Here is a 16,231-nt window from a genome sequence, read left to right on the forward strand (position 1 = left end):
AAGGGGATTGTCAAACGTCGTAAATTCTAATCATGATTTTTTAGGCTTTTTGTGTTTTGTTGATTGGGAGTAAACTTGCCTGGCTGTTATGAAAAGCCCATTTTTTTGGCGCCAGGGAGCTCAAGACTTCCTATACGGGGTTTTTAGGTGTAAGTAAGGATATAGAGCCGGTATAAGCCCAATGCGTTTAAGTGGCTTGCTTGAGCCTTTAATTGTCATCTTTTTGGGGCTCGCGGTAGGCGTGATTCTGATTGCCATGTATTGGCTAATGTTCCACATGGGCAGAACGATTTATGCCTTTTTACAACAGCATTCTTCCTTTCCTAACTGCCAATAACTGCGCGTTTTTAATGTGCTCCAATATTTTCGTCATGCGAAAACGATCGATTATGGCTCGAGAAGTATCGTTGGTCAAAAAGATTTTTTCATTATATCAACTAGCATCATATTTAAGACTTCTTATCCCATTTCTGATAAGGTTAACCTCTTTAAATATGCAATCATGAAAGTAAAGAATTACTGGATATGTTTAGTGGCTTGGGCGGCCATTTCAATTCAAAGCTCATATGCTCAGACTGCTTTGCCCAAAGTGATTCCACCTTCCCCTGAAACTCAGGCTTTGATCAATCTTCCTCAATATAATCTGGGTATGGCCAATGGACAGCCTAATATTTCCATACCCATTTATACCATTCAAAGCGGTTCTCTTTCGTTGCCGATTTCTATCAGCTATAATTCGCAGGGAAGAAAAATTTCTGACCTAACAGGACCTGTAGGAATAGGATGGTCACTTAACTGTGGCGGGGTAATCGCGAGAACAGTTTATGGCAAACCTGAAGGTAGCAAGCCCTTCCCGGAAACAATACCTTTAGCACAAAATTTGAATAACCAAAGTAACTTTGATTTCCTGGCCGCTACTTATTATGATAATAGCAATACGGTGGGAAGTTATGATACAGAATTTGACGTTTATACTTTTCAAAGTGGTAGTAAGTCAGGAAAATTTGTGTACTCATCGGATGGTCTTGATGTACATTTTTTTCCATTTTCTACTGTTAAGGTTCAACGAACGAATAGTTTTCCTAACCAGATTACCGATGATAACGGTGATAATTATTTCTATGACTTTGTCGAAACGGAGGCTTTTAGTAAAAACGGAGCATCCTTTGGTAGCCAGATAACAACCGCGGCGTATTTGACCAAGATGAGTTCTGCTTATGGCGATGAGATAAATTTGTCTTATCTAAGATTCGGTAAAGAGGTGTCCCAGCAAATTGAATCTAAGACATTATTTGATAATAGTGTACCTGCCGGTTCGGTACCAAATACGATTACTCAAACCGATAATCTTGTAACGGATCTAAAACTGACAAGGGTTTCGCAAATTGACTTTAAAAATGGAAAACTTGTTTTCGAATTTTTAAACGCTAATGACCAGATCCGGTTTATCAGGCTTTATAATCATTCTAATCAATTACTCAAGAGTTTTGAATTTATATATTCCTTCCTAGATAATTCCAATTACGTTCACTCTATAAATTCAAACCCTTCTTACCCAAACAAAGGATACAATTATAAACTTGACGCCATCAAAATCACAGATGCCAATGGTACAGAAGTTCAGCGTTATGCGTTCGAATACAACCCATCTGAGAATTTTTATGTTCAAAGTAGGGATATGTGGGGATTCAGAAATGGTAGCCTTCAGACCAACCTGATGCCTGATTATAACACAGACTATAATGGGGGAACTTTGAATGTGGGTAACGGAGCAAACCGGAATCCAAATCCAGTGTATGCGAAAATGGGAACCCTGAAGAAGATAACCTATCCGACTGGAGGTTCAACTGAATTTTTCTACGAAGGCAACAGGATTCAAGGACCAAACAATAGTGTTATTGATGGACCAGGTCTACGTATTCATGAAATCAGGAACAGCATTTCAGGATCAGTTACTGATTCTAAAGTCTATGAGTATCCATCATTTGGTCAGCTCGCAGTTTACCCGATGACCAATTACCTTTATATGTCAACGGAATCCCGTACTTTCCCCCTCTACAAGCTTGAGACCGGGGGCTTTGGTAACGATATATACAAGTCTTATCGCTCGAGAACTTTTTCTTCTGAAATCACTCCGGATTTGCATTTTTTGTTAAACCAGCCAATATTTTACAACCTCGTTACCGAATATACCAATGGCGATCAGCAACAGGGTAAAACTGTTTTTTCTTACGAGGGTAGTTATTACGGGAATCCAAGCCTTTCTCATCCTAAAAGCTTTAACATGACAGGGATTCCACCATTTACGGGTTACTATAATAATATTCAGCAAAGCACCTATGCAAGAAACTATTATTTACCATCATTAGCATTGAACAATTCTCCAAGACTCAGTTCAATGTCAGTCTATAAATATAATCCAGATTCACCTGGATCATATGAATTGGTGAAAGGTACAAATTACCAATATGCACTCAAACCGGGACCAGCTCTTTTAGGTTTAAAGCTATTCAAATACCTTGATTTTCCACAGGATATGGGTAGCTCTCTTTATTACCAGGATAAAGCCGCTAAACAAGATTTTTTTCCTGTGTATGAATTTGTTAATTATGAAATTCCGACGGGCAATTTTGAACTGAGCTCAACTACAGAAACCCAAGATGGCATCACCTCCCAAAAAGTGATAACTTATAATGAAAAACACCTAGAGCAGAGTGAATCAGTCACAAATTCTGACGGAAAAAGTTACCGGACTGAACTGTTTTATCCTTTTGACTTCACTTCTAACCCCACATTAGTATCGTTAGTTTCCTCCAACAGGATTGGATCACCTGTAGAACGCAAAATATTTAATATAAATACAAATACATGGATTGCTGGTAACAGAACTTTGTTCCAGGATTTTGGATCAGGTGTTACAGAACCAGCATCTTTGGAAAGCTATTCTCCATCCAAAGGGTATGAATCCCGAACCTCATTTCAGCATTATAATAACTTTGGTCAGATTCAAAGTTTGTCGAAAACTGGGGGTTCCAAAATCGTTTATGTTTATGCTTACAAAGGAGCATACCCGATTATTGAGGTTTCAAATGCAGAATATAGCAGCATTGAAAGCATTTTAGGTGGGGCAGTACAGATTGCGGCAATCAGGGAGTCTGCGCCTGAGAAATCTGTAGTAGATAACCTTGCTGGTTTACTCAAATCAGCTCTTCCCGATGCCTTCATTACGAGTCATACTTATACCCCTATGATTGGTATGACGAGCCAGACGGATGCGAGGGGTATGACAACATATTATGAGTATGACAGCTTTCAGCGCTTGAAATACATTAAGGATAGGAATGGCGATATTGTTAAGAGCTACTGTTACAATTTTGCAGGCCAACAAGTCGACTGCGGTACGGAAAGTGGACCTCAGCCGGTAACGTATTACAGTGCTGCGCAGAGTGGCAGTTTTACAAAGAACGACTGCGGGATGAACGGGACAGGTGCTACGGTTACTTACACGATTGCAGCGGGAAGCTACACTTCCATCGTGAGCCAGTCAGATGCGGACAACCAGGCTTTGTCGGCGCTTAATTCCGGTGGACAGGCTTATGCGAATGCCAATGCGGGTTGCAGCTATGTTTATCACAGTGCTGCGCAGAGTGGCAGTTTTACAAAGAACGACTGCGGCGTGAACGGGACAGGCGCTACGGTGACTTACACGATTGCAGCGGGAAGCTACACTTCCGGCTTGAGCCAGGCAGATGCGGACAACCAAGCATTGTCGGCGCTTAATTCCGGTGGACAGGCTTACGCGAATGTCAACGCGGGTTGCAGCTATATTTATTACAGTGCTGCTCAGAGTGGCATTTTTACAAAGAACGACTGCGGGGTGAACGGGACAGGTGCTACGGTTACTTACACGATTGCAGCGGGAAGCTATACTTCCGGCGTGAGCCAGGCAGATGCGGACAACCAGGCTTTATCGGCGCTTAATTCGGGTGGACAGGCTTACGCGAATGCAAATGCAGGATGCAGTTATATTTATTACAGTGCTGCTCAGAGTGGCAGTTTTACAAAGAACGACTGCGGCGTTAACGGAACAGGTGCTACAGTTGCTTACACGATTGCAGCGGGAAGCTACACCTCCAATGTGAGCCAGGCCGATGCGGATAATCAGGCATTGGCGGCGCTTAATTCCGGTGGGCAAGGCTATGCGAATGCCAATGCAAGCTGCAGTTATATTTATTACAGCGCTGCTCAGGGTGGAAGTTTTACAAAGAACGACTGCGGCGTGAACGGAACAGGTGGTACAGTTACTTATACGATTGCCGCGGGAAGCTATACTTCTGGCATGAGCCAGGTAGATGCGGACAATCAGGCATTATCAGCGCTTAATTCTGGCGGACAGGGCTATGCGAATGCAAATGCAGGGTGCAGCTATATGTATTATAGTAATCTTCAAAGTGGAACCTTCACCCGTAATAACTGCGGGGCAAACGGGACAGGTGGGAGTGTAACCTATAGCATCCCAGCTGGAAGCTATACCTCATCAGTCAGCCAGGCAGATGCAGACAATCAGGCACTTTCGGCGCTTAATGCGGGTGGCCAGGGTTATGCAAATGTCAATGCAGGGTGTAGCTACCTTTACCAAAGTAATGCCCAGAGTGGCAACTTCACCAGAAGCAACTGCGGGGTGAACGGGACAGGCGGTACGGTAACCTATACGGTTGTGGCTGGCAGTTTCACTTCTGCTATCAGCCAGACGGACGCGGACAGCAAGGCCCTTGCCGCATTGAATGCCGAAGGACCGGGTTATGCGAACCTGAATGCTGGCTGTAGTTATATCTATTACAGCGTAGCGCAGAGTGGAAACTTTTCAAGGACGAACTGTGCACCCGGGGGTACGCCGGGCTCGGTCAATTACAGTATCCCGGCCGGTAGTTATACCTCAACGGTAAGCCAGGAGGATGCGAACACCCAGGCTGCCAATGCCCTTTTTGCGGGAGGCCCGGCTTATGCGAATGCAAACGCAGGCTGTACTTTTTACAATGTGGCCATAGGAGGGGAATACCAGAAGACCGACTGTGATGAAGGCGGTGTGGGAAGTTTTGTGCCTTATTCTATTGCAGCGGGCACTTACAGCTCAACCATCAGCCAGGCGGATGCAGACAACCAGGCAGGTGATGCGCTTCATGTTCAGGGACCGGCGAACGCGAGGGCTAACGGTACCTGTACCTATTACAATAATGAGCAGCGGGCAAACTTTACGCGTGACTGCGGTCCGGGGGGTGTTGGGAGTACGGTAAGCTATGTGATAAACGCAGGTACTTATACTTCCAACATTAGTATTGCCGATGCGAACGCCAAAGCCCTCGCGGCGGTCTATGCCGGTGGCCAGGATTACGCGCAGGCAAACGGGACCTGTACCTATTCAAATGCAGCTCAAAGTGCGGATTTTACACGTAACAATTGTCCTTCGGGAGCGCTTTCAGGAAGTATTACGTATACTATCGCTGCGGGCAGTTATACCTCAACCATCAGCCAGGAACATGCGGACCTTCAGGCTGGCAATGCTTTGCTTTCCGGCGGGCAGTCTTATGCCAACATGCATGCAACCTGTACATTTTACAACAGCGCGCAGAGCCGTGCGATTGCCAAGAACGACTGTGGTAGCGGTGGTCCCTCAACCCCGGTGACTTATACTGTAGCGGCAGGGACTTACAGTTCTACTTCTTCCCAGGCAGCAGCTGACCAACTGGCGATAAATGATATCGATGCGAACGGACAGCTTTATGCCAATGCGCACGGTACATGTGCGGTCGAGTTTACGCTGGATGTTGTCCAGCATACCTACAGCGTAGGAGAAAATATCAACATCTACTTCCAATATACTGGGGGGGACACTGTAAATTATGAGCTGATAGTGACCAATCCCGATGGCAGCTCCACCTCGTTTGCCCCAAGGAGAAGGAACCTGTTCCAGACAACAACCATGCAGTCGGGCCAGTATCTGGCCATGGGCAGGACCATTAGCAGTTCGGGTGTGGAAAGCCCATGGTTGCCGGTTTATTTTTCAGTTAACTAATCAGAAGTAGGGTGTTTAAATGCATATAAAGATGAAGAATCGCTTATTACATATATCGTTTGTTTTATTATTACCGTTTCTGACCCTTGGTCAGCAACCGACCAGTTCAAAGAATTTCGTTATGGAAAGTACGGTACGTGCTGCGGGTCATAAAACGGGTCAAAGCCTCAATGGCCTGCCTGTAGATTCGGTGAACCGTGTGGTGCGTTACCTTGACGGTCTTGGCCGTCCGCTCCAGGATGTGAACTGGCAGGGTAGTCCTGGCAGAAAAGATATGATTCAGTTATATGAATACGATGCCTTTGGCCGTGAGGTTAAAAAGTACAGTCCCTATGCAGAGCAGCAGTCCGGGGACGCAGGGTTCAAGGGTGCTGCATTTTCGAACCAGTCGGCTTTTTATAGCCCTTCGGGCTGGGACGGGCATGTAAAGAAAACGGATTATCCCTTTAGCTTATCGGTCATTGAACCCTCGCCGCTGAACCGCGTGGCAGAGCACGGCGCTCCGGGGCAGGCATGGCAACCGATTCCGGACAGTAACCTTGGGCACACCTCCAAGATTGAGTATGGGACAAACGGGGAAAACGATGTTAAATGCTGGACACCAACTGTCAATGGAGCCGGTTCCACCTTTTACCCTGCTGGCAGGCTTTATAAAACGGTGCAGAAGGATGAAAACTGGACAGGTGGCAGAACCGGGACCCAAGAAGAGTTCAAAGACCTTCAGGGCAGGGTAGTATTGAAAAGAGTATGGAAAGATGAGAGTATCAGCCATTCGACTTATTATGTCTATGATGATCTGGGCAACCTTCGTTATGTGCTTCCGCCGGCGGTGAATGCACATGGTAAATACCCGCTGGACAGTTTTGATGAAACTCAGCATGTGTTTGTTTCCTATATCTATGCCTACCACTATGATAGCCGCAACCGCCTTCAACAGAAAAAGGTGCCGGGCAAGAGCTGGGACTGGCTGCTTTACAATAACCTTGACCAGTTGGTCATAACCCAGGACGGCAACCAGCGTGCCCACACGCCGCAACAGTTCAGCTTTAATAAATATGATGCTATGGGAAGACTGATATTATCCGGGGACTCGGAGTGGCCGGGCACTTTTGCGGATACCAGTGTTGCCAATATAGACAGGGGCTTCCTTCTTGGTGCTGCTGTGCTTGAAGCGGAAACGGTAATGTGGGAGACACGCGATAACAACAACAGTGAGACAGGCTATACCGATTTGGCAATGCCTCAGGCGGTCATCTTCGGTTTCCCTTTGACCAGGAACTACCGGGTGATAAACTATTATGATGACTATGGGTTCAATGGCAACAGCTTTGGCGGGCCTTCACAGACCCAGCCGGGCACATTGCATACCAAAGGCTTACTGACAGGCTCAAAAGTATCTCTTGAATACTCATCGGATAAGATCCTTTCTGCGAACTATTATGATGATTTCGGCAGGGTTATCCAGACGCGGTCAGCAATTAACGGCCTTGGTCTGGACGTGACCAACCATGCATATAACTTTGCAGGTGAACTTACTTCCAGCCAGCGGAGTTATACGGCCTATGGCCAGACGACTAATGTTGGCAGCCGCTACAGCTATGACCACCAGGGAAGGAAAATGCAGAGCTTCTCAAAGATAAATGCCCAGGATGAGGTGGCGCTGAGCAAACATGATTATAATGAGCTTGGTCAGCTAAAAGCCAAAAGTCTGCACGGGGTAAACGGCACATTTGCCCAGCAAACGGCCTTTGGGTATAATGAAAGGGGCTGGCTGAAAAGTTCACTGTCGGATGAATTCAGCATGGACCTAAAATATGAGGACGGCACTTTTGCGCAGTACAACGGCAATATCTCTGCCCAGCACTGGGGGCTGGGGCTGACCCGGCCGAATGTATTTACCTACCGTTATGACAGGCTGGACCGGCTGAAGAGTGCGGTAAGCACGGGCATCAGCATGGGCGAGGAGCTGGAGTATGATGAGATGGGGAACATCACTTCGCTGAACCGGGATAACCTGGGTCTGAAGCAATACAGCTATGACGGCAACAGGCTGCTTTCGGTGAGCGGACTGACCGGGCAATACCAATATGATAAAAACGGTAACACGGTTGTCGACGGTCGCAATGGGATGAACCTGACTTATAATGTGAACAACCTGCCGATAGCGGCCAATGACGGGGTGAATTATATCGGCTATGTTTATGATGGGAATGGCGTCAAAAGGGCAAAGGGTGTCAATGGTGGCCAGCAGCATACCTATGTGGAGGGGATTGAGGGGAACGGAACTGATGTTGTGCTTATCCATACCGATGAAGGCGTGGCCCAGAATAATGGCGGGGTGTTTACTTATCAATATAACTTAAGCGATCACCTTGGAAATGTGCGTTATACTTTCGATATTTATGGCGGGGTGAAGAGGAGGTTGCAGTCGGATGACTACTATGCTTTCGGGAAGCGGAAGTCCTCGGGTTCACCGGTAAGCCTGAACAATAAGTACCTCTACAATGGCAAGGAGATGCAGGATGAACTGGCTTCGGCGGGAGAGGATGGTCAGCTGGATTACGGGGCAAGGTTTTATGACCCGGTGATTGCAAGGTGGAATGTAATAGATAGATTGCATGAATATCATTTTGAAACAACTCCATATCATTACGTCTTGAATAACCCAATGAAATACTCCGACCCCTTTGGATTAGATACATTGAACGCAACTAAAATTACACCAGAGCAATGGAAAAACTTTAAGGCTAATGATGTTTTAAGTATTGAATTTACATTCACTGCACCAGCTGGAAAGGATCAAGGAGCATTAGGGATGTCAATGGTAGGATTGGTAGGAGCAGGGATAGAGGGGGCTCTATTTAATAAGAAGTCTTGGTACGCCCTTGATAAAATGAGAAATTTTTCTCAGAAGTACTACGGAAATCAGTACAATACTTCGAACGCTATATCGCAATCAAAGAGTATATCTAAGGGGTTAGCGACAAAGTTCAAGATTGGGGGGTATGTCTTAGGAGCGTATGGTATGAGAAGTGCCTACGTAGATTTCTCGGAAGGAAAACTTCAATACAACGGTCGTCCGATGAGTCACACCGGACTTGTACTTGAAGAAGGAAGTGGTGTAATTGGTCTAACCACAGGTATTTATGGCGCTGGATGGGGCGTTGGATGGGAAATTGGAAGGGGAATTGCAGGAATGGATTCTTATCGTAAAAACTTTAGACCCGTACTTCAGGATTTTTTAGGAGTTGAACGAGATGAATATCCGAAATTCCAGAAAAAGCTGGAAGCGATAATTAATAAACAATAATGGACAAAATATATTATTTTTACTTTTTATTTTATAAAAATGTAATTAGAGATGACGAGCCTCATCTTTTAACAATACTGGTATTAAGTGCATCTTGTTCCTTTCCAGTTATGACTGTTATAGATCTATTATATGGGTTATTTTTTTGCAAAACTATTGGAACTTGGAATGGCTTAATAATAATTCCAATCATGATTTTTATAAATTATACATATTTTTTTAAAAGTAAAAGGTATGTAAAGATTATAAATGATAAGCCTCTTTTTTTTCAGAACTTTTTTATATCATGCATTATAACTGCGGCGTTTTTTATTTTGACTGCATCACCAATGTTCATCGTTCCTTTTTATTTAAAAGAAATTTTAGATGGTTGTCAATAGCAGAATTGGATTCGTAAACTATAATACTAAAGCATCACATCTATTGATAAGGAGGTATGATATATTATTTATTTTGAGTACAGCTCCTTGATGTATTATCATACTAATGAATTTAACAAAGAAAACACTTAATGATCTGCATGCACGTTTAATATTCTTGGTTGAATTTAGAAAAAAGTATAATGTTAAATAATTTTTGGAAAGGCAGTTTTTTAATAACATCGGGAGGCTGTTATCCCTACATGTAGTTCTGGCTCAGGCATCAATCAGGCAGATTCAGACAACCCCAGGCATTGAATGCACTTAATTCGGGTGATTGGGCCTATACGAATGCCAATGCAGGCTGCAGTTATATATCCTACAGGAATGTTCAGTATGGCAACTTCAACATATTAACTGCTGACCGAATGCTCAGGGTGAGGTAATCACCTATACCGTTCCTGCGGGAAGCTATACATCGGCGGTTAGCCAGGCAAATGCAGGCGGATGGGTACTGAATGCATTTAATTCAGGCTGCCAGACTTATGCAAATGCAAACGGGGGGTGTGCGTATATGTATTCGAAAAGTGTTCAGATCACAAGGATTCGTCAACAAGTTTAATGGATGAGTTTGTTTCTGGTAATTATGTAACGACGGTGTTCGCCTTGTCTCGTTAAATCCTAATACGGTGCTCAAAGTGGATAAACCAGAATGGATTGACCCCTGTCTACCAGCAGTAAATTTATTTTAAATCATTGAATGTTTTTGTGTTAGCATTTTGGCGAGTAGGGGGCAAGTAGATTGGTTTTTCCAACATGTTAGCAATGAGGTGTTTGGGTCCACCAACAATAACATTGGTCCATTCTCTATTTGGCTAAACCATTCTTACGCCTAAATTATCATTATCCACAAAAACGTGCCTAATGTAAAGTTGAGCCTCCAACATAATTAAAGCATCTATTACTTCATCTCTAGTAAGTTCTAAATCTTTAGCTAAAATATTTGCGTTAAATTTTCCACCCTCAGCACCCTTTAACGTAGTATTAAGATAGTCTAACACTATTTTCTTGTTTTTATTGGCAGCATCATTCATTCAACAAATATAATATCTATTCTAAAAAAGAATAGAACAGAATGGCAAGTACTTTTGCCATCCAATATAAATCATGGGCTTGAGATAATTATTTTTTGAAAAGTGCTCTTAGCTTAGATTTTTTTCATAGCCCAGCATTTCAAATAGCCTAGCTTCATATTTAGGCAAAAGAGAATTTAAAAAAGATTCCAAATGTCTGTTGTTTTCCTTAATGACCAGGTCGATTAATTGGACTTTTTTCTTCTTATACTCCATAAGCTTGTATCTGGTAAACGCAGGGCGAAACATTTTTTTGAGTTGATCGTCCATTTTAACTCCAATGGCTTCCTGTTTAAAGAAAAAAAGGCCATAATAAGTGTCAATCTCGTCTTTTTCTTGATCTTCATAATATCCCCTGTGGCTATTCAGATGCCTAAGTCCAATGAGATTTTCGAAAGTTTTGAAATAGTTATGTGCGTGAACTAATGGGGTTCTGTCGATGGTAATATCTTTAATATATTAGGCCATCTGCACTTCATTTGTATTAAACCTAAACCATAAACTTCGTTAACCATTAAAAGCATAATTTCATGGACAGTATGTACTTTGTGATAAAGTGCTTCTATATGATACTGTATGTATTCCAACTGCGAAATTCCATTGGCCAGATAGTGCTTGCGAAACGGATACCTGTTGATATATAATCTGATGTGTTGCAACTGTTCACTAGTATTGCGCAGTGCAGATTGTAGGCGGAAAATCCTAGACGCATATCTTTCGTCCTCATTTAACAGGTGATGGTTATTCTCGCCTTCCACATAACCGGTTCTTTGCTCGAAACCTTTGAAGGAATCCGATAAGTCCTCAAGAAGGCGTTCTGAAAAATAGTTCATCAGAAAATCGTTCTTGGAGTAAGTGAATGTCACTTTTTGATCTCCAGTATCAATGTGTATCATATCTTTAATTATTAGATAGCGTCAACAGTTTAAAATAGATTTGTTTTGATTACTGCTAAGTTATTTTTTTTGCCAGATGGGGATAAAGCACTTGTATTCTTTTCTTTTTCTCCTCGGTATCAGCTCTGTCAATCATCCTTTGATAGATGTTTGATTTAAGGTAGTGGGTGTCGGTGCCGATGTGAAAAAAGTCGGTGATAAAATCAACTGATAATTCAAGTAACCAGGTCATCTCGGTCAGGCCTGCCAATTCAAATAATATCACAGTATCGTCCAATGGGTTATCATCGTACTTGATGAATTGTTCTTTAAAGCCTCCCGGGATTTTGCCAATATGGTCTACTAATTTGTAAAGAGGATCGAGTACCAATATTTGGAAAAGCGAATCATCATGGTTGTTGCTTATCATTGAATCTACCGTTGTTTGGTAGATTACCTGAAGCTTGTGGCTCTTGGGCGCCTGGATTCCAATTAATGAAAGATAGGCCTTGCAGAAAACTTCCACATAGAAAGTCAGGTTGTGGAATATAGCTGGCGATAAATCAGATAATTCCTCAAATCTACGGGAGTCTATGTCGTATACTTTTTCATCTTTCACAACTTCTATCGCTTTGTTCAATAGGAGAGATATAACAGTATACTGCACTAGACATGAATTGACCGCCCGGTTTGTGGTAGGCTTTTTTCTGGCCACCAAACCATGGGTGCTTATCCAGACATACCCAAATTCACTTTCGGAGATATGTAATTTTCGAACTGGATCGTAATGGTAGTATCTGCTTTCAAAGTCTTCATAAGATATATTTAACGCTTCAATTAAAAGCGACAAGCAGCTCTCTTTCGGGAAATTTGAATAGGTGGGCAAATGCTACTTTTTGTTCGATTTCAGTAACAATTTCGTCCAACTGTATCTGGTTAGATATCAAAACGTACCGCTCATCTTTTTTGGTTACAAACTCCATTAAGCTATTGAATTTTTTATCAAAGCTAAAGATACTTTTTCTACTTATTCCTGGGGCTGATCTTGGGGATTGTCAAACCACCTAAGTTTCTCGCTTCATTTTTGAGCTTTCAATTTCTTAGATTATGGTTAATTTTAAAAACAGTAAAATCAATTCTGATGGGGATTTTGGCTTGGGGCTGGGTAGAATGCTAGGCCGTAAGCTCCGCCCGAAACCTACACAAATACGCCTTAAAATCAGGCGGCTGCTCAGGTCATTCCCTCCTCTTTCGGAGCTACAAAACAAGCCAAAAAACGATCGGTAATTAACCGGTTGACTCTGTTCCGGAGGAACTTCGGGAGGCGTTTTTACGGCAAACCCCTGTTTGCAGCAAGATGTCTTTTTGTAGACAAAAATTATCTTGCCCTGCCAGCGCAGGGGGACTTTGCATCGGAACTCGCAAAGTCTGAAATCAACAAAATGTCAACAGCAGGATGGGTAGGAAAAAAGCGAAAAACCAGGACGAACTTTTGGTGCACCTGCTCCGGGTAAGGGTAAGTGATGCAACGATGAAGCTGCTGGAAAAACTCCTGGCAGAATCTTCCTGCAGATCAATCGGCGAGGTAGGAAGGAAACTGCTTTCCAGGGAACGCATTAACTGTTTCTATCGGGATGCCTCGCTGACCGGGCCAATGGAGGAACTGGCGCTGATAAGGAAAGAACTGAAATCCATCGGGGTAAACATCAACCAGCAGACCCGTTATTTCAATGCGGTGAAGTCGCAGGCCGAAAAGGAGTTTCATGCAAAAAGAACGGCCGAGCTTTATCAGAAAATCGATGCCAGGGTGGAACGGCTCTTTCCGCTGATCTCTAAACTCGCTGAGAAATGGTTGCAAGGATAAGCTGTGGGAAATCAATCCGGGGTGTGCTGGTTTATAACGAAGATAAGGTAGTCAAGGGGGAGGCGAAGATTATCCTGGCCAGCGGCTTTGCTACCGAGATTGATAGGCTCAGCTTCCACCAGAAACTCTTTAGGTTTGAGCAGCTGACTATGCTGAATTCGAGGAGCAAGGTGAATGCGATGCACATCTCGCTGAATTTTCATCCGGATGACCGGCTGGATTCAGCAACGATGCAGCAGATTGCATCAATATATATGGAAAAGATTGGGCTGGGCGAGCAGCCCTATATCGCTTATGCGCATTTTGATTCGGCTCATCCGCACCTTCATATTGCTACCGTGCTTATCGGTCGTGACGGGAAGCGGATAAATACCGATGGAATAGGAAGAAATCTTTCTGAGCCTGCCCGAAAGGCGCTGGAAATTAGATATGGATTGGTCAAGGCTGAAGGGCGAAAGCTTTCCAATGAACTTTACCTGAGGGTAGCTGAATACGGGGCTTCTGAGACCAAAAAACAAATTGGTAACATTACAAAGGCGGTGATGCGCGACTATGCCTATTGCTCTTTTGCGGAATACAAGGCCGTGCTGGCGCAGTTCAATGTGCTGGTTGACCGGGGATTTGAGGATTCGGTGATGTTTGAGAAAAAGGGACTGGTATACTCGATTGCGGGTCAGGATGGAAATCCGGTAGGCGTGCCGTTCAAGGCGAGCGCTTTTTACAATGGGGCAACGATGAAGGAACTGGAAAAAAGGTTTGAAAAGAATGCTGAAATTCGGCTTGCCCATAAGCAAGGCATTAAGGAAAGAATTGACGGGGTATTGGACAGATACGCTTCAGTGAAAAAGGAAACGCTGATAAAAGAACTGGCCAGAGAGCAGGTGGCGTTAGTGCTGAGGAGGAATGATTCCGGGTTGATTTACGGGCTGACCTTTATTGACCATAAGAAGCGGACGGTTTTTAACGGAAGTGATCTGGGGAAAGGTTATTCTGCTAAGGCTTTGGTGGAAAGATTTTCAGATAGGGATGAGCCGAAGGTTTATTTAAGGAAAGAGGTACAATCTGATTATTTGGAGAAGGATTTGGGGCAGGGCGAAAAGCGGAGCGATGCAGTTGAAAGTTTATTGGACGGGCTGCTTAAAAAGGCGGATTATGATGATCCGGCTGTTATCGGAAAGAAAAGAAAGAAAAGACCGGGTGAAGAGCAAACGCAGGCTTTGTGAAGTGCAGTCGACTTATTTGCTGTCATATAAGTTTAAGTGCCGGATTTCATAGTACTAAAAATTAAAGGAAATGGAAGGATAAGTATAAGTTTAGTTCATATCTTTTTATAAGTTATGTAAATTTACATATAAATTTGTTTTATGCTTTTAATTGACTAATTTTGCTATGTAAATTTACATATATGAGTTCAGAAAGCTTTTTAAATGAATTTCAAAAATTGCTTAATCCAGTTGAAAGATGGAATGGTGAGCCAAAAACCCTAAAGGAAATTTTCGAGAGCAAACTCGAACAATATGGACTGACGTTTAATCAGGCTGAAAAATTACTTTCTATGCAGAACCGTTCGCTTCAAGGGATATTGGATAATTCCGCAAAGAGAGTAGATGTAGTAAACCTATTGAAGCTTGGTCAATTCCTTGGCCTGAATACGGAGACTCTTGTAAAATATTACATCAATGAGGCGTCTGTCGATTTAGTAAATGAGCTAAACGATGCAAGGAAGAAAAGTTACATCGTTGCTAATTTTGACTTGAAAAATTTACTTAAGGGCAAGTTTCTTAGTTCAAAAAGTGACTTTGATGAAATTGAGGAACGAATTACTACCTATTTCGGCCTGGATAATATTTATGAATATTCCGACAAGAGCTATATACCAGCTTTCAGTAGAACAAAGCGTTCAGCAAATCTCTTAATGAGAGAGTTTTGGGTAAGGTCTGCTGTGATGCACTTTGAAAAGATAAATAACCCTAATGAATTTGATAGAGCCGGATTAATCAGCTTGATACCTAAGATTCGACCTTATACGATGAATGTTGAACGCGGTTTGCGAGTTGTGACCCAGGCACTTTATAATGTCGGGCTTACTGTAATTTATCAGCCGCACCTACCTACAACTCAGGTTCGTGGGGCAACTTTTTTTGTGGATGGTAAGCCCGGTATCGTTCTAACCGATCTAAATAAGAATTATGCGACCATTTGGTTTGCCCTGATGCACGAGATATATCATGTGCTTTATGACCTTGAGGAAATCGAAAAGCAGACCTTTCATCTTACTGGTGAACCTGATCTTTTCCTATTACAGGAAGACAAGGCGAATGAGTTTTCTCGCGACTACTTGTTCTCAAAGGAGAAATCAAAGTACATATCTAGTTATATAAGCTCCCCTCACATTGTTAAGGAGTATGCTCAAAAAAACCAGGTGCATCCCGCGTTTGTGTATAACTTCTATTGCTTCGATCAGGAGAAGGAATACAATAAGAAACAGTGGGGAAGATTTACAAACCAGCAGCCTGATGTAAAACTAGCGCTTTCGGAATTGAACATCAACACTTTCGAAAACCATAATATAGAACAAACCATCGAATACCTAAATGCAAACATTTTTAATATATAA

At 43.0% G+C, this 16,231-nt stretch carries 8 protein-coding genes and 1 pseudogene; 6 read left to right on the forward strand and 3 right to left on the reverse strand.

The annotated features are described in order from the left end of the window. Positions 1-502: 502 nt before the first annotated feature. The 3 genes and pseudogenes from QWY86_RS15215 to QWY86_RS20145 all read left to right on the forward strand — a co-directional run. Complete coding sequence (locus tag QWY86_RS15215; protein ID WP_290243215.1) at positions 503-6,073, forward strand: DUF5977 domain-containing protein; 5,571 nt, start codon at positions 503-505, stop codon at positions 6,071-6,073. Positions 6,074-6,104: 31 nt separating this feature from the next. Continuing rightward, entirely contained in the window at positions 6,105-9,383 is a 3,279-nt protein-coding gene (locus tag QWY86_RS15220) for a DUF6443 domain-containing protein (RefSeq protein ID WP_290243216.1), read from the forward strand. A gap of 798 nt (positions 9,384-10,181) precedes the next feature. Next, a pseudogene (locus QWY86_RS20145) lies at positions 10,182-10,364 on the forward strand (DUF5977 domain-containing protein); the annotation flags it as partial. A 253-nt stretch (positions 10,365-10,617) separates the two neighbouring features. On the opposite strand, the gene QWY86_RS15225 reads toward QWY86_RS20145, so the two are convergent. The 3 genes from QWY86_RS15225 to QWY86_RS15235 form a co-directional block, all read right to left on the reverse strand. After that, on the reverse strand, positions 10,618-10,803 hold the full coding sequence (locus QWY86_RS15225; protein WP_290243218.1) for a hypothetical protein: 186 nt from the start codon (positions 10,801-10,803) through the stop codon (positions 10,618-10,620). A 494-nt stretch (positions 10,804-11,297) separates the two neighbouring features. Next, complete coding sequence (locus QWY86_RS15230; RefSeq protein WP_290243220.1) at positions 11,298-11,741, reverse strand: Cthe_2314 family HEPN domain-containing protein; 444 nt, start codon at positions 11,739-11,741, stop codon at positions 11,298-11,300. Between the two features lie 85 nt (positions 11,742-11,826). Next, positions 11,827-12,600, reverse strand: a complete 774-nt coding sequence (locus tag QWY86_RS15235) for a hypothetical protein (RefSeq protein WP_290243222.1) — start codon at positions 12,598-12,600, stop codon at positions 11,827-11,829. Positions 12,601-13,206: 606 nt separating this feature from the next. Between QWY86_RS15235 and QWY86_RS15240 the strand changes: the two genes are divergently transcribed. The 3 genes from QWY86_RS15240 to QWY86_RS15250 all read left to right on the forward strand — a co-directional run bounded on the left by QWY86_RS15240 (position 13,207) and on the right by QWY86_RS15250 (position 16,231). Continuing rightward, complete coding sequence (locus QWY86_RS15240; RefSeq protein ID WP_290243224.1) at positions 13,207-13,614, forward strand: mobilization protein; 408 nt, start codon at positions 13,207-13,209, stop codon at positions 13,612-13,614. After that, entirely contained in the window at positions 13,599-14,837 is a 1,239-nt protein-coding gene (locus tag QWY86_RS15245; protein WP_290243226.1) for a relaxase/mobilization nuclease domain-containing protein, read from the forward strand. The genes QWY86_RS15240 and QWY86_RS15245 overlap by 16 nt, the downstream gene beginning before the upstream one ends. Before the next feature lie 182 nt (positions 14,838-15,019). Then, a complete protein-coding gene (locus QWY86_RS15250) occupies positions 15,020-16,231 on the forward strand; it encodes an ImmA/IrrE family metallo-endopeptidase (protein WP_290243227.1) in 1,212 nt (403 codons plus the stop codon).

Origin of the sequence: Pedobacter aquatilis, assembly GCF_030409415.1 — a bacterium.
GTDB lineage: Bacteria > Bacteroidota > Bacteroidia > Sphingobacteriales > Sphingobacteriaceae > Pedobacter > Pedobacter aquatilis.